Origin of the sequence: Kutzneria buriramensis (assembly GCF_003387475.1) — a bacterium.
Classification (GTDB): domain Bacteria; phylum Actinomycetota; class Actinomycetes; order Mycobacteriales; family Pseudonocardiaceae; genus Kutzneria; species Kutzneria buriramensis.
In genome coordinates this window covers 616,513-637,199 of record NZ_QUNO01000005.1, presented here as the reverse complement: position 1 = coordinate 637,199, position 20,687 = coordinate 616,513, and the positions used below count along the sequence as shown (strand labels likewise).

The window sequence follows — 20,687 nt, the reverse complement described above, 5'->3', positions numbered from 1 at the left end:
TCCGCGTCAGACCCTGGGCTGGCTGACACCGGCCCAGAGCCTGACGCGGGTACTGTCCGGGCAGTCACCCGTTGCAACGACCACGTGAAACCGCCCCCCCTTCCATGCATCAAAAGCTAGGCAGCCGCCAGCTTGGACGAGAGGGCGATCCAGCGGTCCAGCAGGGCCGTGGCGGCACCGGAGTCGATGGCCTGGGCGGCCACCGCCAGCCCGCCGCGCAGGTCGGCGTGCAGGTCGCCGGTGAGGCCGTTGAACACGGCCACCGCGCCGGCGGCGTTGATCAGCACGGCGTCCCGCACCGGACCGGGCCGCCCGCTCAGCAGGTCCCGCACCACCTGGGCGTTGTACGGCGCGTCGCCGCCGACCAGGTCGGCCGGCAGCGCGGGGGAGATGTCCAGCACCGACGGGTCGATGCGGTCGGTGCGCACGGCCCCGTCCTGGGCGATCCACACCGAGGTGGTGGTGGTCGTGGTGATCTCGTCCAGGCCGTCGTCGCCACGCACCAGCAGCACGTTCGCCCCGCGCGAGGCGAAGACGCCGGCCATCACGGGGGCCATCGGCTCCCGCGCGCAGCCGATCAGCCCGTACTTGGGCTGCGCCGGGTTGGACAGCGGCCCGAGGATGTTGAACGCGGTCGGGATGGCCAGCTCGCGGCGCGGCCCCGAGGTGAAGCGCAGCGCCGGGTGGTAGGCGGGCGCGAAGCAGAAGCCGATGCCGACCTCGGACACGCACCGCTGCACGGCGTCGGGCGGCAGCTCGATGGCCACGCCGAGCTCCTCGAGCACGTCGCCGGTGCCGCACTTGGACGACGACGCGCGCGCCCCGTGCTTGACCACGGGCACGCCGGCGGCGGCCGTGACGATCGCCGTCATGGTCGAGATGTTCACGGTGTGGGCCTGGTCGCCGCCGGTGCCGACGATGTCGATCGCCCGCCCGGCCACGTCCACGGTCCGCGCGTGCCGCAGCATCGAGTCGGCCATGCCGAGCACCTCGTCGGGCGTCTCGCCCTTGGCCCGCAGCGCGACCGCGAACCCGCCGATCTGCGCGGGCGTGGCCTCGCCGGTCATCACCTGGTCCATCGCCCAGCCGGTCTGCTCCGCCGTCAGGTCGTCCCCGGCGATCAGCCGACCGAGCAGCTCCGGCCAGGTCGGCGCGCTCATGGGGTCACGGACGCGCCGGACCGCAGCACCTCTGCGACGGTCTCGGCCGCGGCCAGCGGGTCCAGCGGATGCACGATGACGGCGTCCGCCTGCGACCAGGTGGCCAGCCAGCGGTCGTCCTTGCGCCGCACCGCGATCACGATCGGCGGGCAGTTGGCGATCTCGTTCTTCAGCTGCCGGGACAGCCCCATGCCGCCGGTGGGCTGGGCCTCGCCGTCCAGGATGGCCAGGTCGATGGCGCCGCTGTCGAGGTGGTAGAGCACGTCCGCGACGGTGCCGACCTCGACGTAGTCCACGTGACCCAGGTCCGGGGCCGGCCGTCGGCCGACCGCGCCGGTGATCGCCTCGCGGACCTCCGGCCGGTGGCTGAAGACCAGGACCTTCCACGTCTGCGTGCTCATACCGTGATGCTATCTGTGTCACACCTTCAGGTCTGCAAGCAGTCCCATCCCAGCGCGTCCCCGCCCAGCCGCTGCGCCAGCCCGGCCATCCGGGACCGCTCCTGCGCGCAGCTCAGCGCGGTGATCACCTGCGCCCGCCGCGCCTGCAACCGGCTGGGATCACCCGGTTCGACCACTCGCAGCTCCCAGCCGTCCTGGGCCAGCAGCTCGCGAGCCCGGTCCACCGAGGTCGCCGGCAGCACGAGGTGGTGCCGCAGCACGGCCCGCTCGGCCGGCCGCCAGCGCGGCGAACGGGCCAGCACGGCGGAGTCCGCCTCCGCCGGGTCGAATGCCTCCGCAACCACTTCCAAAGCAGGGTTGTCCAGGTCGAACGGCAATTCCGCGCGCCCCCCGAACAGTGACCTCAATCGCTCGAACGCGCCCATCGCTCGTGATCTCCCGTTGCACCCCACCCGACCGGGCGGCCTGATCCACCGCAGGCAATAATGCGACCCGTGACAACGGCAGCTCCCCCCATCGCTCAGCGGGTCCACTCGCTGAACCGCCCGAACATGGTCAGCGTGGGCACCATCGTGTGGCTGTCCAGCGAGCTCATGTTCTTCGCCGGCCTGTTCGCCATGTACTTCACGGTGAAGGCCCAGAACTCGACCGGCGTGTGGCCGCCGGAGCCCACCCACCTGGACAAGGCGTACGCGCTGCCGTTCACGATCATCCTGGTGCTCTCCTCGGTCACCTGCCAGTACGGCGTCTTCTCCGCCGAGCGCGGCGACGTGTTCGGCCTGCGCCGCTGGTACGTGCTGACCTTCTTCATGGGCCTGATCTTCGTTCTGGGCCAGGCCAACGAGTACCGGATGCTGGTGGAGGAGGGGACCACCATCCCCAGCTCCGCCTTCGGCACGGTCTTCTTCCTTGCGACCGGTTTCCACGGGCTGCACGTGATCGGCGGCCTGATCGCCTTCATCTTCCTGCTCATCAGGACGAGGTTGAGCAAGTTCACGCCGGCGCAGGCGACCTCGGCGATCGTGGTGTCCTACTACTGGCACTTCGTCGACATCGTCTGGATCGGCCTGTTCGCCGTCATCTACCTCATTCCCTGACCCAGCCCCGAACTGACAGCAAGGGTTGCCCTCCCATGACCACCAAGCCACCTGCCGACGCGGCGGGGACCACCGCCAAGGCGGGTAAGCGGGACCGCTCGCGGTCCAAGCTCAAGCGGCGGGTCTCCGGCCTGTTGGCGCTCGGCATCGCGCTGCTGGGCGCGGGCGCGCTGTACGCCGCGGCCGTGCCGACCGCGCAGACCGCGAGCGCGTCGGACACCTCCGCCCTCGTCGCGCGGGGCCAGCAGCTGTTCAACAACAGCTGCGTGACCTGCCACGGCGCGAACCTGGAAGGCGTCAAGGACCGCGGGCCGAGCCTGATCGGCGTCGGCTCGGCGGCGGCCTACTTCCAGCTGTCGACCGGCCGCATGCCGCTGTCCGGCGGCCAGACCGCCGAGGCCCAGCGCAAGCCCGCCGCCTTCTCGCCGCAGGACATCGACGCCATCAGCGCGTACATCCAGGCCCACGGCGGCGGCAAGGAGAAGCCGGACGCCACCGACGCGCAGCTGGTCGGCAACGACCCGGCCCGCGGTGGCGAGCTGTTCCGCGTCAACTGCGCGGAGTGCCACACCTTCACCGGGCGCGGCGGGGCGCTGTCCTCCGGCAAGTTCGCGCCGGAGCTGGACGGCGTCAAGCCCAGCGAGATCTACACCGCGATGCTCACCGGTCCGGAGAACATGCCGGTGTACGGCGACCGGCAGCTCACGCCGGACGAGAAGAAGGACATCATCGCGTACATCAAGTCGGTCACGGACGGCAACAACAACCCCGGTGGTAACGCGCTCGGCGGTCTCGGCCCCATCTCTGAGGGTTTGATCGGCTGGATCGTGGGCATCGCCGCGCTGGTCGGCCTGACCCTGTGGATCGGAGCCAAGGCATGAGCGGCGGCGAGCAGCAGGACAAGCTCCCCTCCGAGGCGGAACTGGACGGCATGAGCCGTGACGAGCTGGTCACGCTCGGCACCAAGCTCGACGGCGTCGAGATGCTCAGCTACGAGGACCCGTGGCCGGTCAAGGGCACCAAGGCCGAGAAGCGCGCCGAGCGCGCGGTGGCCTACTGGTTCCTGCTGGCCGCGGTGTCCGGCATCGCCTTCATCGTGGCGTTCATCGCGTGGCCGTGGGAGTACACCGCGCCGGGCACGGACGGCTACTTCCTGTACAGCCTGTACACCCCGGTGATCGGCATCACGCTCGGCCTGACCGTGGTCGGCCTGGGCCTGGGCGCGCTGAACTACACCAAGAAGTTCATCCCGCACGAGCTGGCCGTGCAGGACCGCCACGACGGCGGCTCCTCGAAGGTCGACCAGGAGACGGTCCTGGCCGAGCTGGCCGACGCCGGCACCCGCAGCACCATCACCCGCCGCAGCCTGGTCAAGCGGACCGCGGGCGCCGCGGCCGGCGTGATGGGCCTGGGCCTGGTGGTGCTCCCGCTGGGCGGCATGCTGAAGAACCCGTTCAAGGACACCAACTCCAAGGACTCGCTCTGGCACACCGGCTGGCAGCCGAACTTCCCGGGCGAGAAGGTGTACCTGCGCCGCAACACGGGTGACGCCAACGAGATCTCCCTGATCAAGCCGTCCGACCTGGACGCCGGTGGCTTCGAGACGGTGTTCCCGTTCCGCGAGTCGGAGCGGGGCAACGAGGAGGCGCTGTCCGCGGCGCTGCACCGCGCCGACAACCCGGTCATGCTGATCCGCCTGCGGCCGACGCAGCCGGTGGTCAAGCGGGCCGGCCAGGAGGACTACAACTTCGGCGACTACTACGCGTACTCGAAGATCTGCACCCACCTGGGCTGCCCGACCTCGCTGTTCGAGCAGCAGACCGGCCGGCTGCTGTGCCCGTGCCACCAGTCGCAGTTCGACGTGTTCGAGTACGCCAAGCCGGTCTTCGGCCCGGCGGCCCGCGCGCTGCCCCAGCTTCCCATCGCGGTGGACGAGAGCGGATACTTCGTAGCGCTGCACGATTTCAAGGAGCCGATCGGCCCCGCTTTCTGGGAGCGTGACTCATGAGCGGCATCACCACCCCGACGAAGCCGGCCAACACGGCGACACGGGTCGCGGGCGGCGCGGCGAAGTGGGCCGACGACCGTTACCACCTGGCCGCCGGCATGCGCCGTCAGCTGAACAAGGTCTTCCCGTCGCACTGGTCGTTCCTGCTCGGTGAGATCGCCCTGTACAGCTTCATCGTGCTGCTGCTGTCCGGCACGTACCTGGCGCTGTTCTTCGACCCCTCCATGCAGGAGGTCACCTACAACGGGGCGTTCGACAACCTGCGCGGCATCCAGATGTCGCGGGCGTTCGCCTCGACGCTGGACCTGACCTTCGAGGTCCGCGGCGGCCTGTTCGTCCGGCAGATCCACCACTGGGCGGCGCTGCTGTTCATGTCGGCGATCGTCGCCCACATGTTCCGGATCTTCTTCACCGGCGCGTTCCGGCGCCCGCGTGAGGTGAACTGGGTCATCGGCGTCGTGCTGTTCATGATCGGCTCGCTCGAGGGCTTCTTCGGCTACTCGCTGCCCGACGACCTGCTGTCCGGCACCGGCCTCCGGGTCATGTTCGGCCTGATCGAGTCGATCCCGGTGCTGGGCACCTGGGTGGACTGGATCCTGTTCGGCGGCGAGTTCCCGGGCAACGTCATCCTGCCGCGCATCTACACGCTGCACATCCTGCTGCTGCCCGGCGTCATCCTCGCGCTGATCGCCGTGCACCTGGGCCTGGTGTGGTACCAGAAGCACACCCAGTTCCCGGGCGCCGGCCGCACCGAGCGCAACGTCATCGGCGTGCGCATCATGCCGGTGTTCGCGGTCAAGGGCGGCGGCTTCTTCGCCATGGTCGCGGGCCTGCTGGCGCTGATGAGCGGCCTGTTCCAGATCAACCCGATCTGGAACTTCGGCCCGTACAACCCGTCCCAGGTGTCCGCGGGCTCGCAGCCCGACTGGTACATGGGCTGGACCGACGGCCTGGTGCGTCTGTGGCCGGCCTGGGAGGCCTACATCCACCTCCCGCTCGGCCTGAACTTCACCATCCCGGCGCCGTTCCTGCCGTTCATCCTGGGCCTGCCCCTGCTCACCGGCATCGCCGCGGTCTACCCGTGGATCGAGCGCCGGCTGACCAAGGACACCGCGCACCACAACCTGCTCCAGCGGCCGCGGGACGTGCCGGTGCGGACCAGCCTGGGCATGATGGCGATCACGTTCTTCATGGTTTGCCTGCTGTCCGGCGGCAACGACATCATCGCCGACAAGTTCGACATCTCGCTGAACGCGACCACCTGGATCGGCCGCATCGGCCTGCTGATCGCGCCGCCGCTGGTGTACTACATCACCTACCGGATCTGCATCGGCCTGCAGCGGGCCGACCGCGAGGTGCTGGAGCACGGCATCGAGACCGGCATCATCAAGCGGCTGCCGCACGGTGAGTTCATCGAGCTGCACCAGCCGCTGGGCCCGGTCGACGAGCACGGCCACCCGCACGAGCTGGCCTACCAGGGCGCGCCGGTGCCGAAGAAGATGAACAAGCTGGGCTCGGCGGGCGCGCCGGTCGCCGGCGGCTTCCTCAGCCCGGACCCGGCCGACGAGGTCGCCGCGCTCGAGTCCGCCCGCGCCGAGGCGCACACGCGCTCGAACGTGGTCAGCGGCGAGAGCCAGCTCAACCAGGACAAGGAGCTGCTGGGCAAGCCCCAGCAGCCCGACGCCTGACGGTTGTCACGCGGAGCGGCCCCGGTCTTCGGACCGGGGCCGCTTTGTCATTCCTCCACCTGCGCGGCCAGGGCGTCGCCGAGCGGGGTGCGGTGGTAGAGCACCGAGCGGCCGGCGCGGACCCGGTCCAACAGGCCGGCGCGGCGCAGCACGGTGAGGTGGTCGCCGACGGCGCCGACCGCGAGCCCCAGGCTGCGGGCCAGTTGGGTGGTGCTGGCCGGCGTATCCAGGGCGGCCAACAGCTGGGCCCGGGACCGTCCCAGCAGCGCCCCGAGCGCGCCCGGCACGGGTGCGGGGTGCTCCCACAGCGCGGCGACGCCGCGGGCGGGGTAGATCAGGGTCTTCGGCCACGGGTCCTCGTGGTGCACCGCCACCCCGGGCCAGACGAAGACCGACGGCACCAGCAGCAGGCCCTCGCCCCGTAGGTCGATGGCCCGCTCCAGGGTGTTCCGCAGCACTTCGATGCCGCCGTCGCGCCACCGGACCCGGGCGTGCAGGCCGTCGAGGGCGGCGAGCCAGCCGCCGCTGCCCAGCCGTCCGGCGCGGTGCACCACGTCCCGCTCGCAGATGGCGCGCAACTGCGGCCAGTCCGGGGCCAGCAGGTCGTGCCAGGCCCGGTCGAGGGCATCCGCGACCTGGTCGACGACGTCCGCCGCGGCCAGCACCGCCAGCGCCTCCTCGTCGGCCGACGGGCGTTGCCGTAGGCATTCGGCGATCTCCTCGCGGGCCTGCTCCAGGGGCGTCGCCCGTACGACGGCGAGGTCGGCGGCGACGGTCTGGGCCAACCCCTGCGGCGGCGGCGCGATGAACGCGGGGCCGTGTCGGGGCGAGTGCAGGGCCAGCACCGCGCGGAAGGCGGGACTTCGTTGCAGCAGGCGGTACGAGGGCGTGATTCGTGTCAGCCACGCGGGGGGCAGCCGGCGTGCGGCCAACCGCCGCAGGAGGCCGTCCAGCTCGAACAGCGGCGACAGCGCGAACCGGCTGCGGAGCAGGTCCTCGCCGCCGACCTCGAACCGGATCACGCCGTCACCTTACGTCCAGGCACGTAACTCTGGCCCGTTGCTGCTGGTGGACCGCAGGCTCGACGCCATGACCTACGCCCGCGTGCTCGCCAACGACTCGTTCCGGGCGGTGTTCGCCACGCGCAGCCTGGCCATCGCCGCCGACACCCTGCGCACGGTGGCGCTGTCCGTGCTGGTCTTCGCCACCACGGGATCGCCGCTGCTGGGCGCGATGGCGTACGGGATCTCGTTCCTGCCGCAGCTCCTCGGCGGCGGCCTGTTCGGCGCGGTCGCCGATCTTGTCCCGCCGCGGCGGCTGATGGCCATCGGCTACCTGATCGAGTTCGGCACCGGCCTGCTGCTGGCGTTCGGCGACCTGCCGGTGTGGCTGAGCATGGTGGTGGTCGCGGCGGTCGCGATGGCGACGCCGCTGACCAACGGGGCGGCCGGCCGCGTGGTGGCGGATGTGCTCAGTGGCGAGGAGTACGTGCTCGGCCGCTCGCTGTTCACGCTCGCCTCGTCGGCGGCGCAGCTGATCGGCCTCGCCGGGGGAGGGGTCGCCGTCGCCGCGCTCGGCGGCCGACACGCCATGCTGGTCAGCGCCCTGGTGCACCTCGTCGCGGCGGCGTGGATCCGGCTGCTGCTCCCCGAACTGCCGGTGGTGGGGGCCGGCAACGCGCTGCGGCGCAGCTGGTCGGGCAACCGTCGGCTGCTCAGCGACGGCACGACCCGGGCCCTGATCCTGGCCCAGTGGCTGCCGCCGGCCTGCGCCACCGGGGCGGAGAGCCTGCTGGTGCCTTACGTCGCCGCTCGCGGCCTGTCGGCGGGAGTCGCCGGCCTACTGCTGGCCTGTGTGCCGGTCGGGATGATGATCGGCAGCCTCGTGCTCGGCCGGGTCGTCGGACCGGACCTGCGCCGGCGGCTGCTCGTGCCGCTGATGGCGGTCGTCGGCCTGCCGCTGCTGGGGTTCGCCGCCGACCCGCCCCTGGTGCTGTGCGGGGCGCTGCTGGTGATCGCCGGCATCGGCTTCGCCTACGGCTTGGCGATCCAGCAGCGGTTCCGCGACGTCGTGCCGGCCGATGGCCGTGGCCAGGCGTTCAGCCTGCTGTCCACCGGCCTGATGACCGTCCAGGGCGTGAGTCCCGCGCTGGCGGGAGCGCTGGCCGGCGCGCTGCCCGTGGCGGACGTGATCGCGCTGTGCGGCCTGGTCGCCGTGCTGTCGGCCGCCGTGTTCCGGACGCGGGTGGCTGACGTGATGGGCCAGCAGATGGTGATGGATCAGTCGAGGCCGATGGAGAAGGACTCCTCGGCGTCGCGGCGCGAGTAGGAGCGGAAGGCGATGTGGGTGTCGGTGTTCAGCACGCCCGGCACCTTGCTGATCCGGCCGGGCACCAGCTCGGCGAGGTCCTCGTGCTTGGCCACCTTGACGTGCGCGATCAGGTCGACGTCGCCGGCGCAGGAGTAGACCTCCTGCACGCCGTCGATGTCCGCGATCGCCTGCGCGGCCTCCGGGATGGACTCGGCGGTGGCCTGGATCAACACGATCGCCGTGATCACGACGGGACCTCCTGTAATGGTTCGACGACGTGCCGATCGTAGGGCAAGGATGGGCGTCGGGACCGGTGCGACGGGGGGATCATGTCCAGCTGGCGGGTGCGGACGGCGGTCGCGGACGACGCCGAGGAGCTGGTGCGGCTGCGGGTGCTGATGTTCGAGGCGATGGGCCGGGACGTGTCGGCCACCGACTGGCGGCAGCAGGCGGTCGCGGTGTTCAAGCGCGAACTGGGCGGCCCGGACCTGATCGCCACCGTCATCGACGCGCCCGACGGCGGATTGGCCTCCTGCGCCGCCGCCTTCGTCCGCCTCGATCTGCCCCGGCCGGGCCAGCTCGGAACGGTGTCGGCGCACCTGCACAACGTCTGCACCGACCCCGCCTGGCGACGCCGGGGCCTGGCCCGGCTGGCCGTCACCGCGCTGGTCGAGCACCTCGACGCCCTCGGCGTGCCGCGATCCGACCTGCACGCGAGCGAGGAGGGCCGGGGCCTGTACGAGAGCCTCGGCTTCCAGGTCCGCGACGGCGGGGTGGAGATGGTCCGGCGGGTCAGTTGAGGCCCGCGTAGGTGGCGCGGCCGGCGACCGCGCGGTCCACCCAGGCCCGCCAGCCCGCCGCGGACTTCGCCGGCTCGGACCAGGGCGTGTCGCAGTAGACGAGCCTGGTGCCGGGCCGGTTGAGCCAGCGCAGGACCACGCCCGTCTCCTCGGCCGGGGCGCCGAGCAGCGGGCCCTCGCCCGGCAGCACCGTCTCCGCCGCCGCGACCAGGGCGTCGACGACCGGCATCGGCCGCACCCCGCGGCGGGCCACGCCGGCGGAGGCCAGCCGACCGTGCCGGACCACCGAGAACTCCCAGCCGCCGCTGCCGTCGGGGCGGGCCGCGACCAGCTCCGGCAGCGCCGCGAGCGCCGCCAGCCGCTGGCTGCGGTCCACCGCCCGCACCAGGTCGGCCAGCCGGTCGCGGCGGACCGCCGCCTCCTCGAACCGCTCCGCCAGTGCCAACTCCTCCAGCTGCGCGGCCAGCTTGTCGAACGGCGTCAGGGCGCGGCCGGCGATCAGGTCCCGGACCGCCGTCGGGGAGTGGCCGTAGTCCTCCACGTCCTGGCGTCCCGCGCAGGGCGCGCGGCAACGGCCTAACTCCGCCAACGCACACGGCGTGCCCTTCGCCCCCGTGGACGGGATGCGCTGGCTGCATGTGCGCAGGCCCGTGGCGTCGCTCAACGCCGTCGCCGCCGTCTCGGCGCCCTGACGCGAGCGAAACGGCCCCAGCGCCCCGTCGCGTGGCCGTCGCACCACCGACAGGCGGGGGAACGCCTCGTCCGTCAACACCACCCACCAGCCGCCCTGCTGGTTGCGGGAGCGCCGGTTGTACTGCGGCTTGTGGGCGGTGAGCAGGCGCAGCTCGCGGACCTCCGCCTCCAGCGAATGCGCGCACACCACCGAGTCCACTCGGATCGCCAGCGCCACCATCTCGCGGATCCGCCCCCGGCTCTCGCTGCCCGTGAAGTACTGGCGCACCCGTCGCCGCAGGTCCGAGGCCGTGCCGACGTACAGCACCTCCTCCGACGGGCCGCGGAACAGGTACACCCCCGGCTCCGACGGCAGATGCGCCGCCAGGGACCGCTTGCGGCGCTGCGCCGGCGTCACGTCCGGGAGGTAGTCGAACAGCTCCTCCAGCGACTGCACGCCCACCGGTCCCAGCCGCTCGAGGAGGCCGTGCAGCACGTCCACCGTCGCGCGGGCGTCGTCCAGCGCGCGGTGGTTCGGCGTCGTCTCCGTGCTGAACAGCTCCGCCAGCGCCGACAGGCGACAGCTCGGCGCCTCCTCCCGTGACAACACGCGGCGGGCAAGCCGCACCGTGCACAGCACCGCCGGTTTCGGCCACGCGTAGCCGTGCTGGGTGCACGCCGCCTTCAGGAAGCCCGTGTCGAACGGCGCGTTGTGCGCCACCAGCACCGCGCCCGCCGCGAACTCCAGGAACGCCGGCAGCACCTCGTCGATCGGCGGCGCCTCGTACACCATCGCCTCGGTGATGCCCGTCAGCCGCACGATCTCCGGCGGGATGCCCCGCCGCGGGTTCACCAGCGTCGCGAACTCGCCCAGCACCACCCCGCCGCGGACCTTCACCGCGCCGATCTCCGTGATCGCGTCCTCGCCCGGCCGCCCGCCCGTGGTCTCCAGGTCCACCACCACGAACGTGGTCTCCCGCAACGGCGTGCCCAGCTCGTCGAACGACAGCTGCCCCAGGTCTTCAGCAGTGGTGGTCATGGTGATCGGGATAGTGCCAGCCACCCCTGACAGTTTTGGATGGCGCGCGGTCCGGGTGCCGCCAGCCGAGGGATCGCGAGGCCCCGCCGCTGCCTGGAGCGGTTGCTGGATTTCGATCGCCGCCACCCACGCACCCCGCGGGGAGCTGATGCGGCGCTCGAAATCCGGCAAGTGAAGGCAGCGGCCCCGAAGGGGCCGAGCCCCGCGCGGGACGCGCGGCATGGGCACAGGTGCCGCCAGACGGGTGACCTGGGCGTTGTTGCGCGGGCAAGCGGACGCGTGGGGTGATTCCCCGTCAGCCCTGCCGGCTGCCACACACTAGCCTGGTGGGGTGTCCGCGTCAGCCGAAGCCGATGAGCCGGGTCAGGAGCCCGCGCTGTCCGCCGTGGACGGTGGCGATGATCAGTCCACTGTGGACTGGTCCGCGCTGCCGGACCCGGTGCGGTCCCGGCTGGCCGAGATCAGCGCGGACGCGGTCGGGGCGCTGGCCAGGGTGGACATCCCGCAGCAGGTGAAGGCGGTGGCGCGGTTCGCGCCGGCCAAGCGGGCCCGGCTGGGCGGGGCGGCGCTGATCGCGGGCCTGCGCGACGTGCACGCGTTCCGCACGGCGGTGGTGGAGTGGTGCCGCGAGCACCGGCCGGCGGCGCTGGACAGCACCTCGCCGGACCCGGTGGCGGCGGCGGCCGCGGCGGTGCTGCTGGGCGAGCCGGCGGCGGTGCACTTCGTGGAGCTGGTCGCCCGCCGGGTGGGCGAGGGGCAGCTGCGCGCGGAGCGCGACACGGCCGTGACGAAGGCGCGGCGCGCGGAGGAGGAACTTCAGCGCGTACGGGACGAACTGGACGCGAGCCAGGGCGCGGAGGCGAAGGTCCTCCAGGAGCGGGACGCGGAGCTGGAGCGGTTGCGCAAACGGCTGCGGGAACAGGGCGTGAAGCTGCGCGAGGCCCGTGACCGCGCGGACAGCGCGATGGCGGCGGCGGAGAAGGTCCGCACGGAGGCGTTGACGGAGGTCAAGGCCCTGATCGCCGAGCGGGACCGGGAACGCGAGCGGGCGGAGACGGAGCGGGCGAAGGCCCGCCGTGCGGAGAACGACGCGGAGATCGCCCGGCAGTCGGCGCGGGAGGCCCGCCAGGCCGACGAGGTGCGGCTGGCGCTGCTGGTGGACACGCTGGACGGCGCGGTCACCGGCCTGCGCCGCGAGCTGGCGATCGGCGGCGGCACGGGGCCGCGCCCGGCGGACATGGTGCGCGGGGCGACGGCGGCGCAGGGCACGGTCGGCCGCGTGGAGGACCCGGCGGCGCTGGATCGGCTGCTGGCGCTGCCGGCGGTGCACATGGTCGTGGACGGCTACAACGTGACCAAGACCGGCTACCCCGAGCTGCCGCTGTCCGACCAGCGCGACCGGCTCGTCCACCAGATGGCGGTGCTGGCGGCCAGGACGGGAGCGGAGGTGACGGTGGTGTTCGACGGCGCGGGCGTGGTCGCCGTGCCGTCGGCGGCGCCGCGCGGGGTCCGTGTCCTGTTCTCCGACCCGGGCGTGCTCGCGGACGACGTGATCCGGGCGCTGGTGACGGCGGAACCCGAGGGACGGCCTGTGGTTGTTGTCACGTCCGACCGCGCGGTGGCGGATTCGGTGCGCCGGCGCGGCGCGCACCCGGTGCCGTCGGCGGTGCTGCTGGCTCGTCTCGTCCGGGTGTGAAGAGTTAAACCCCGCCGACCTGGTGGTTCGGTGAACGGATGGGGGATTGCGCCGAACGGGATTCACGCCAGGTCAACCTGGGTGGCGGGCTGTACCGCTCGGGGGACGCCGAGCTGCTCCGAACGAGTGAGCGCGACCGTTCACCGGTCGCCAACGTCACGCCGGGTGGACGGGACGACCCTCGTTTCGTAACCTACCCGAGATCTCGCGGCGACCAGCTGGCTGGCGTGGCCGGCGACGCGGGGTCACCGTCTGTTTCGACCTGTCGGGGGGTCGTTCCCCCAGACGGGCCATTCTCGAAGGAGACACCACCGACGTGGCGTCGAACCGAATCAAGCACGTGATGCGCGGCGCGCTGGCCTTCACGGCCATGGCCACCGTCGTCGGCCTGAACCCGGGACCCGCCGTCGCCGATCCGACGCCGTCCACGCCGCAGGAGGCGAAGGCCCAGCTCGACGCGGCGAGCCAGGCGGCCGAGCAGGCCTCCCAGGCCTACCTCGCGGCGCAGGACGACCTGAAGGCCAAGCAGGACCTGGTGGCGAAGTCCGCCGCCGACATCCAGACCTTCACGCAGCAGGCCAAGGACGCGCAGGCCAAGGAGGACCAGTACCGCGGGCAGGTCGACCAGCTCGCGTCGGCCGCCTACACCGGCGTCCAGTTCACCCAGCTCTCGGCGCTGTTGACCGGCAAGTCCGCGCAGGACTTCCTGGACCAGTCCACCGAGCTCCAGTTCCTGGCGCAGCAGAACGCCGCCGTGATGGACGGGTACGACAACGCCATCAAGACGGCCAACGACTCCAAGACGAAGACCGCTGCGGCGCAGAAGACGCAGCAGGCCGCCGCGGACGCCGAGCAGGCGATCGTGAACGACCTGGGCAACAAGAAGGCCGCCGCCGACGCGGCCGTGGCCAAGTCCCAGTCGGTTTTCAAGCAGCTGGACGCCGCGGCCAAGGGCCTGCTCAACGGCGGCGACACCGGTGTCTTCCTGGGCCCGCCCGGCGCGGCCGGCACCGCGATGAACGCGGCCGTCAGCCAGCGCGGCGTGCCCTACGTCTGGGGCGGCACCACCCCGGCCGGCTTCGACTGCTCCGGCCTCACCCAGTGGGCCTACCGGCAGGCCGGCATCGACATCCCCCGCTCCGCGGCCGCGCAGTACACCGTCGGCAAGGCCGTCTCCCTGGACGGGCTCGCGCCGGGTGACCTGATCTTCTACGGCAGCTCCGCCTCCAACATCCACCACGTGTCGATGTACGTGGGCGACGGCAAGGTGGTGCACGCGCCGACCGAGGGCGAGGACGTCCGGATCGTGCCGATCCAGAACTCCGGCTCGGACATCTTCGGCGCGAAGCGGATCGTGGGCTGAGAACCGCCCGACTGGGCCATTGAGCGCAAGGCCGGCACCCTTTGGGGTGCCGGCCTTGCGCGTTCACCCGCTCGGTACCCTCCATCGCGTGGCGGCCAACAGACTCAGACATGCAGTGCGTGGCGCGGTGGCCCTCGGCGCGGTGACCGCGGCGGTGAGCATCAACCCGGGCGCGGCGACAGCCGATCCCACGCAGGATGCCCAGAACCAGGTCCAGCAGCAGACCCAGCAAGCCGACCAGATCGCCCAGCAGTACCTCGCGGCCAAGGACGATCTGGCCGCCAAGCAGGCGGCGGTGGCCAAGGCAAACGCGGACATCCAGACGTACTCGCAGCAGCTGACCGACGCGCAGGCCAAGGAGGAGCAGTACCGCGGCCAGGTCGACCAGGTCGCGGCCGCCGCCTTCGACGGCGCGCAGTTCACCCAGCTCTCCGCCCTGCTGACCGGCAAGTCCGCGCAGGACTTCCTGGACCAGTCCAGCGCGCTGGAGATGCTGGCCGCGCAGAACTCCGCCGTGCTCGACACGTACGACAAGGCCGTCAAGTCGGCCTCGGACGCCAAGACCAAGGCCGCCGCCGCGCAGAAGACGGCGCAGGACGCGGCCGACGCGGCCCAGAAGATCCTGGCTGACCTCCAGACCAAGAAGGACGCCGCGGACAAGGCCGTCAACGACGCCAAGGCCGCCGTGGCCAAGCTCAGCTCCGCGGCCAGGCAGTCCCTCGGCGGTGGTGGCGGCGACATGGGCACCTTCATCGGCCCGGCCGGCGCCGCCGGCGCCGCCATGGACGCGGCGCTGGGCCAGCGCGGCACGCCGTACCACTACGGCATGGAGACCCCGGGCGTCGGCTTCGACTGCTCCGGCCTGATGCAGTGGGCCTGGGCGCAGGCGGGCGTGTCGCTGCCGCGTTCGGCGGCCTCGCAGTACGGGTCCGGCGTGTCCGTCGGCCGCGGCGAGCTTCAGGCCGGCGACCTGGTGTTCTTCAGCAGCGGTGGCGTGTCCGGCATCTACCACGTCGGCATGATGGTCAGCGCGACCGAGATGGTGCACGCGCCGACCGAGGGCGAGTCGGTGAAGGTCGTGCCGCTGTCCAGCCTGTCGGACTACTTCGGTGCGAAGCGCCTCGCCGGCTGAGGGTTAGCATCGGCCCGTGACCGGATCGGCCCGGTTCCGGGCATGGCTGGTCGCGGCGGTCGCCGCGACGACGCTCGGTGGCGTGATTCTGCTCGTCGGGCAGCCCGTCACCGGGCCCGGTCCGGCCGTATCCGTCACGGGCAGTCCGACGGGGCAGGGCGCGCCGGCACTGGCCGACACCCGGCTCACCGAAGTGACGGCGTTGCTGCGCAATCGGGCGGCGGCGGTGCTGCACGGGGATCGGGCGGCGTTCCTGGCCACGATCGACCCGAAGGCGTCGCCGCAGTTCCGCACGGGCCAGGCGGTGATGTTCGACAACCTCGTCACCGTGCCGCTGTCGGTGTGGTCGTACGACGTGGACCCGGGCAATGCGGTCGTGGTGCCCAAGGGCGAGTTCCCCGCGGACGAGCTGTGGGCGCCGCAGGTGCAGCTGAACTTCGCTCTGCGGGACGTGGACCGGGACCCGACGAGCAAGGGCATGGGCTACCTGTTCGCGCGGCACGGCACGAAGTGGTACCTCGCGTCGGACACCGAGACGTCCCGCCAGACGTGGCGCGGGCCGTGGGACTTCGGCCCCGTGACGGCGGTTCGGACCAGGTCCGGGCTGGTGCTGGGCCATCCCGACAACGTCGCGCTGGCCGACCGGATCGCCGGCGAGTTGGACTCGGACGTGGCGGCCGTGTCGGCGGTGTGGGACCAGCCGTGGTCGCGCGAGGTGACGGTGCTGGTGCCGGACTCCACCGACGAGCTGAAGGCGTTGGTGGGCCCCGAGTTCGCGGTGGACACGATCGCCGCCGTGGCCGTCGCCGACCGGGTCGACAACGTCGCGCACACCGCCGTCGGGCAGCGGGTCGTGCTGAACCCCGCGAACGCCACCAAGATGCCTGCGGTGTCGTTGCAGATCGTGCTGCGCCACGAGATGACGCACATCGCCGCCCGCGGCTACACCGTCGACGGCACGCCGATGTGGATGCTGGAGGGGTTCGCGAACTACGTCGGCTACCGGGACAGCGGCATTCCCATGCCGGTGGCCGCGGCCGACGTGGCGGACCTGGTGCGGGCCGGGCGCCCGCCGACCGACCTGCCGGCCAACGGCGACTTCGCGGCCAGCGGCGACAAGATCAACCTCGCCTATGACGAGGCGTGGACGCTGACGTCGTTCATCGCCGACACCTTCGGCCAGCACGCCCTCGTGACGCTGTACCTGCGGGTGGCCGGCGGCAGCGCGAACGCCGACGTGAGCCAGGAGCTGCACGAGGTGCTCGGCGTGGACAAGGCCGGGCTGATCGCCGGCTGGCAGGACTACCTGCGCCGCAAGCTCTGATCTTGTCGGACCCGGCGGGTAACGTTGCCGGGTGCGCAGGACGTTGCTGGTGACCAACGACTTCCCGCCACGCCCTGGGGGCATCCAGTACTACCTGCACGCGCTCGCCGGCCTGCTCGGCGGAGACCTGGCGGTGTACGCCCCGGCGTGGCCGGGCAGCGAGGCGTTCGACGCGCGGCAGCCGTTCCCGGTGGTACGCCATCCCGAGCCGCTGCTACTGCCGACGCCGGACGTGCGGCGGCGGGTGGCCGACGTGCTGCGGGGCGAGCGGTGCGACGCCGCCTGGTTCGGCGCCTCCGCGCCGCTGGGGCTGCTCGCCCGTCAGCTGCCGGTGGACCGGGTCGTCGCCAGCACGCACGGGCACGAGGTCGGCTGGGCGATGCTGCCCGGCGCGCGGCAGGCCCTGCGCCGCATCGGCGACGCCGCCGACGTGGTGACCTTCGTCAGCCGCTTCACGCGCTCCCGGATCGCCCCCGCGTTCGGCCCCGGCGCCGCCCTCGAGCACTTGCCCGCCGGCGTCGACATCAACGTCTTCAAGCCCGACCAGGCCGCACGTGAGTTCATCCGGGCCCGGCACGGCCTGTTCGACCGCCCGGTGGTCCTCTGCGTGTCACGGCTCGTGCGTCGGAAGGGGCAGGACGACCTGATCCGGGCGCTGCCGCGGATTCGCCGGCGCGTGCCCGACGCCGCCCTCCTGCTCGTCGGCGACGGTCCCGACGGCAGCCGGCTCAGCACCCTCGCCGACGCCGTCGGCAAGAGCATCGTGTTCGCCGGCGAGGTGCACGCCGAGGAGCTGCCCGCCTACTACGCCGCCGGCGACGTGTTCGCCATGCCCTGCCGCTCCCTCGCCCGCGGCCTCGACGTCGAGGGCCTCGGCCTGGTCTACCTGGAGGCCGCCGCCTCCGGGCTCCCCGTCATCGCCGGCAACGCGGGCGGCGCGCCGGAGACCGTCCGCCGAGGCGTCACCGGTCACGTCGTCGACCGCCCCGACCTCGCCACCGTGCTCGGCGACCTGCTGCTCAACCCCGACCTCGCCGCCAAGATGGGCGCCGCCGGCCGTGAGTGGATGGCCACCTCGTGGCGTTGGGACGACCGTGCCACCACGCTCGCCGCCCTCATCGACGGTCGACGTCCGCCAACTCCCTGAGCCGCTGTTCGACCTGCTCGACATTGGCCGTCCGATGTTGGGCCCGGTAGAGCGTGAGCGCCTCCTGCCAGAACCGTCGGCTCTCCGCGGGGTCGCCGAGATCCCGGTGGACGTCGCCGATGTGGAGCAGGACGTCCGCGCCCTGGTAGCGGTTGCCGAGGTCGTCAAAGATGGTCAGCGCCTGGCCGAAGTAGTCGAGTGCCTGGTGACTGTCGCCGAGCCGGTGCGCGATGAACCCGAGGCTGTCCAGCGTCGCCGCCATGCCGTCGCGGTCGTCGCCTTTGCGCTGGAGATCGAGGGCCGTCAGGCAGTCCGCTCGGGCGCCTTCCAGGTCGCCGGTGAGGGCTCGGCACCACCCCACCGCGTTCAGGGCCCGGCTCCCGCGGAACGTGTCGCCGAGCTTCGTGAAGATCTCGTGGTGGCGCACGGCGTGCCGCAACGCGGCGTCGTGGTCGCGCTCGTGGTCGTACATCATGCTCAAGCCCTGATGGACTCGTGACTGCTCGGCGAGGTCGCCGGTCTGTTCGGCCAGGTCGAGTGCCTGCCGCAGATGGTCCAGCGCGCTGGCCGTCCCGTCCGCCTCCGCATGGATGGTCGCCAGGCCGAGCAGGCGGTGCGCCGTGGTCACCAGCGGCTTCCGGGCCAGGTGCTCGGCCGCGGTCAGGGCCAGCTGCCACGACGCGCGCTCCTCCTGGAGCAGTCCCAGGCGGTAGTGCACGTCTTTGCGGCACCAGGCCATCAGCCAGACGTGCTCGTGCCAACCGACCGCCGCGGACATCTCCTGGGCCGCGCGCATGTTGTGCTGCTCGGTGGCGAACCAGGTCAGCGCCGACTTCGCGTCCGCGATCGGCAACGGATGGCAGCCGTCGACGGGGTCCGTGTACTCGGCCTGCGGGGGATCCAGGTCCAGCAGCGCCATGCAGCCGCGCAGGGTCTGCATGTAGAAGTCGACCAGCCGGTGCACCGCCGTCGAGGTGTCGGCGCCGGCGGCCTGCTCGGCGGCGTAGCGGCGGACCAGGTCGTGCATGCGGTAGCGGTCTCCCGACCGCTGCACGAGGTGAGCCCGTTCCAGCTCGTCCAGCTCGGCGGTGTCGCGACCGGTGAGGTTGCGCGCCGCGGCCAGGCTGATGTCCGGCCCCGGCGCGGCCCCGAGCAGCCGGAACACCTCCGCCGCCGACGGCGAGAGGGCCCGGTACGAGCACTCGAACACGGCACGGAGGTTCACGCCGAGCTCGCCGCCGTCCAGCGCGTCCAACGGGGTACTGGCCCGCAGCTGCCGGGCCGTCTCGGCGAGCGGGGTGGCGGGTTCGGCCAACGCCCGCGCCGCCACGATGCCCAACGCCAGGGGCAGGCCGCCGCAGCAGTCGACCAGCTCGGCCACCGCGGCCGGCTCGGCGTCGATCCGCTCGGCCCCCAACCAGGCGACGAGCAGCTGCCGGGCCTCGTCCGGGGCCAGGCCGTCCAGACTCAACAGCGTCGCGCCGTGCCCGACGACCAGCGTCGCGAGCCGGTTCCGGCTGGTGATCACCGTGGTGCAGCTGGTGCCGCCGGGCAGCAGCGGGACCACCTGGTCGCTGTCGCGAGCGTTGTCCAACACGACCAGCAGCCGCTTGTCGGCCACCATGCTCCGGAACAACCCGCTCTGCGCGTCCAGCTCACGGGGAATCGCGCCGGCGTCGACTCCGAGCGCCACGAGGAAGGACCGCAGCGCCACCGCCGGATCCATCGGCGGGCCGGCCGGGTCGAAGCCACGCAGGTTCACGTACAGCTGACCGTCGGGAAAGCGGTGGGCGTTGTGGTGGGCCCAGTGCACGGCCAACCAGGTCTTGCCGACGCCACCCACGCCGCCGATCGCCGAGATGACGACGGCGCCGCCGCCGTCGAGCGCGGCCAGCTCACGCGTGCGCCCGGTGAACCGGCGGGGCATGGCCGGCAGCTGTCGCGGGACGCGGGTCGCCGTCGGCTCGTACGGCGGCGTCAGCGCCTGGTCGTTGGTGAGGATCTGCTGGTGCAGGCGCTGGATCTCGGCGCCGGGATCCGCCCCGAGGTCGTCGGCGAGCCGGCGGCGCAGCACGTCGTAGCGCTCCAACGCCTCCGCGGCGCGGCCACCACGGCACAGCGCGAGCATCAGCTGCCCGGCCAGGCGCTCGTGCAGCGGGTGCTCGGCGACCGCGCCGACCAGCTCGGCGGTCACCTCGACGTGCCGACCCTCGGCGAGGTCCAGGTCGACGCGGCGGCTCAGCACGTGCAGGCGCAGCTCCTCCAGCGCAGGCCCCTCGTCGCGGCGGAGTGAGTCCGAGGGGACGTTGGTCAGCGCGGGGCCACGCCACAGCGCCCATGCCTCGTGCACGCGATCGGGATCGGCGAGCAGCTCACGCACGTGCAGCAGGTCGAGTTGCCGCGGCTCGACCTGGATCACGTAGCCTGACGGCGCGGTGACGATCGTGTCGCGCCCGAGCAGGTTCCGCAGCCGCATGACATAGGCGCGGACGGTGTCCCTCGCGCCGGCCGGTGGGTTGCCCTCCCACAGCCGCTCGATCAGCTCGTCGTGGCTGACGACGGTGTTGGCCCGCAGGAGCAGCGTCGCGAGCAGGATGCGCAGCTTGGCCGCAGTGACCGTGACCTCGTGGCCGTCCACCTGCACGCATAGCGGACCCAGCAGCTGGTACTGGGGACTTGCGGCCATGCGCTCAGCCTAACGACGGGGCCTCCCGCCCCCTGCACTTCGGTCGCGACAGCGATACGTGAGCGGGGTGGTGAAGGCTGGAGCGACTCCCGGTCTGGGGAAGGGCCGGGACGCCCGGGACGCGAGGGGAAGCGCGGCCGGGCTTCGACTCTGGGGGTCGGGTG

Annotated in this window: 18 protein-coding genes; 11 read left to right on the top strand and 7 right to left on the bottom strand. The window is 72.3% G+C overall.

Annotation, left to right across the window (positions count from 1 at the left end):
* Nucleotides 1-116 precede the first annotated feature (116 nt).
* From trpD to BCF44_RS18160, 3 genes are read right to left on the bottom strand one after another with little or no spacing between them, the layout of a single operon-like run.
* The gene (gene trpD / locus BCF44_RS18170) at nt 117-1,160 is read right to left on the bottom strand and encodes an anthranilate phosphoribosyltransferase (protein WP_116175449.1); all 1,044 of its coding nucleotides are present in this window, start codon (nt 1,158-1,160) and stop codon (nt 117-119) included.
* Nucleotides 1,157-1,561, bottom strand: coding sequence for a response regulator (locus BCF44_RS18165; RefSeq protein WP_116175448.1), 405 nt, complete (start codon nt 1,559-1,561; stop codon nt 1,157-1,159). Before BCF44_RS18165 ends, trpD begins: the two co-directional genes overlap by 4 nt.
* A 26-nt stretch (nt 1,562-1,587) precedes the next feature.
* A complete protein-coding gene (locus tag BCF44_RS18160) occupies nt 1,588-1,986 on the bottom strand; it encodes a hypothetical protein (protein WP_116175447.1) in 399 nt (132 codons plus the stop codon).
* A 60-nt stretch (nt 1,987-2,046) separates the two neighbouring features.
* Between BCF44_RS18160 and ctaE the strand changes: the two genes are divergently transcribed.
* From ctaE to qcrB, 4 genes are read left to right on the top strand one after another with little or no spacing between them, the layout of a single operon-like run.
* Nucleotides 2,047-2,658 carry an aa3-type cytochrome oxidase subunit III gene (ctaE, locus tag BCF44_RS18155; RefSeq protein WP_116175446.1) on the top strand — a complete coding sequence of 204 codons (612 nt, stop codon included), beginning with the start codon at nt 2,047-2,049 and terminating at the stop codon, nt 2,656-2,658.
* A gap of 35 nt (nt 2,659-2,693) precedes the next feature.
* Nucleotides 2,694-3,539: a cytochrome bc1 complex diheme cytochrome c subunit gene (gene qcrC, locus BCF44_RS18150; RefSeq protein WP_116175445.1), complete on the top strand. Its 846-nt coding sequence runs from the start codon at nt 2,694-2,696 to the stop codon at nt 3,537-3,539.
* Complete coding sequence (qcrA, locus tag BCF44_RS18145) at nt 3,536-4,666, top strand: cytochrome bc1 complex Rieske iron-sulfur subunit (protein ID WP_116175444.1); 1,131 nt, start codon at nt 3,536-3,538, stop codon at nt 4,664-4,666. Before qcrC ends, qcrA begins: the two co-directional genes overlap by 4 nt.
* Nucleotides 4,663-6,354, top strand: a complete 1,692-nt coding sequence (qcrB, locus tag BCF44_RS18140) for a cytochrome bc1 complex cytochrome b subunit (protein WP_116175443.1) — start codon at nt 4,663-4,665, stop codon at nt 6,352-6,354. Before qcrA ends, qcrB begins: the two co-directional genes overlap by 4 nt.
* Nucleotides 6,355-6,401: 47 nt before the next feature.
* Here qcrB and BCF44_RS18135 read toward each other — a convergent pair whose 3' ends face one another.
* Nucleotides 6,402-7,376: a DUF5937 family protein gene (locus BCF44_RS18135; protein WP_116175442.1), complete on the bottom strand. Its 975-nt coding sequence runs from the start codon at nt 7,374-7,376 to the stop codon at nt 6,402-6,404.
* 67 nt (nt 7,377-7,443) lie between these two features.
* Here BCF44_RS18135 and BCF44_RS18130 point away from each other — a divergent pair, with 67 nt between their 5' ends.
* The gene (locus tag BCF44_RS18130; RefSeq protein WP_147328529.1) at nt 7,444-8,682 is read left to right on the top strand and encodes an MFS transporter; all 1,239 of its coding nucleotides are present in this window, start codon (nt 7,444-7,446) and stop codon (nt 8,680-8,682) included.
* On the opposite strand, the gene BCF44_RS18125 is transcribed toward BCF44_RS18130, so the two are convergent.
* Nucleotides 8,634-8,912 carry an Lrp/AsnC family transcriptional regulator gene (locus tag BCF44_RS18125; RefSeq protein ID WP_116175440.1) on the bottom strand — a complete coding sequence of 93 codons (279 nt, stop codon included), beginning with the start codon at nt 8,910-8,912 and terminating at the stop codon, nt 8,634-8,636. The genes BCF44_RS18130 and BCF44_RS18125 overlap by 49 nt on opposite strands.
* An 81-nt stretch (nt 8,913-8,993) precedes the next feature.
* Between BCF44_RS18125 and BCF44_RS18120 the strand changes: the two genes are divergently transcribed.
* Nucleotides 8,994-9,464 (top strand): GNAT family N-acetyltransferase, encoded by a 471-nt coding sequence (locus BCF44_RS18120; protein ID WP_116175439.1) that lies wholly within the window; start codon nt 8,994-8,996, stop codon nt 9,462-9,464.
* Here the strand turns inward: BCF44_RS18120 and BCF44_RS18115 are convergent.
* Nucleotides 9,457-11,175 (bottom strand): DEDD exonuclease domain-containing protein, encoded by a 1,719-nt coding sequence (locus BCF44_RS18115; protein ID WP_116175438.1) that lies wholly within the window; start codon nt 11,173-11,175, stop codon nt 9,457-9,459. The genes BCF44_RS18120 and BCF44_RS18115 overlap by 8 nt on opposite strands.
* A gap of 331 nt (nt 11,176-11,506) precedes the next feature.
* Here BCF44_RS18115 and BCF44_RS18110 point away from each other — a divergent pair, with 331 nt between their 5' ends.
* From BCF44_RS18110 to BCF44_RS18090, 5 genes are all read left to right on the top strand, one after another.
* Nucleotides 11,507-12,871 (top strand): NYN domain-containing protein, encoded by a 1,365-nt coding sequence (locus tag BCF44_RS18110; protein ID WP_379798575.1) that lies wholly within the window; start codon nt 11,507-11,509, stop codon nt 12,869-12,871.
* Between the two features lie 316 nt (nt 12,872-13,187).
* The gene (locus tag BCF44_RS18105) at nt 13,188-14,234 is read left to right on the top strand and encodes a C40 family peptidase (RefSeq protein ID WP_116175436.1); all 1,047 of its coding nucleotides are present in this window, start codon (nt 13,188-13,190) and stop codon (nt 14,232-14,234) included.
* Nucleotides 14,235-14,322: 88 nt separating this feature from the next.
* Nucleotides 14,323-15,366: a C40 family peptidase gene (locus tag BCF44_RS18100; protein WP_147328528.1), complete on the top strand. Its 1,044-nt coding sequence runs from the start codon at nt 14,323-14,325 to the stop codon at nt 15,364-15,366.
* Between the two features lie 16 nt (nt 15,367-15,382).
* Nucleotides 15,383-16,690, top strand: a complete 1,308-nt coding sequence (locus BCF44_RS18095) for a peptidase MA family metallohydrolase (RefSeq protein WP_246015202.1) — start codon at nt 15,383-15,385, stop codon at nt 16,688-16,690.
* Between the two features lie 31 nt (nt 16,691-16,721).
* Nucleotides 16,722-17,837, top strand: a complete 1,116-nt coding sequence (locus BCF44_RS18090) for a glycosyltransferase family 4 protein (RefSeq protein WP_116175434.1) — start codon at nt 16,722-16,724, stop codon at nt 17,835-17,837.
* Here BCF44_RS18090 and BCF44_RS18085 read toward each other — a convergent pair.
* Nucleotides 17,806-20,523: an AfsR/SARP family transcriptional regulator gene (locus tag BCF44_RS18085; RefSeq protein WP_116175433.1), complete on the bottom strand. Its 2,718-nt coding sequence runs from the start codon at nt 20,521-20,523 to the stop codon at nt 17,806-17,808. The genes BCF44_RS18090 and BCF44_RS18085 overlap by 32 nt on opposite strands.
* Nucleotides 20,524-20,687 lie beyond the last annotated feature (164 nt).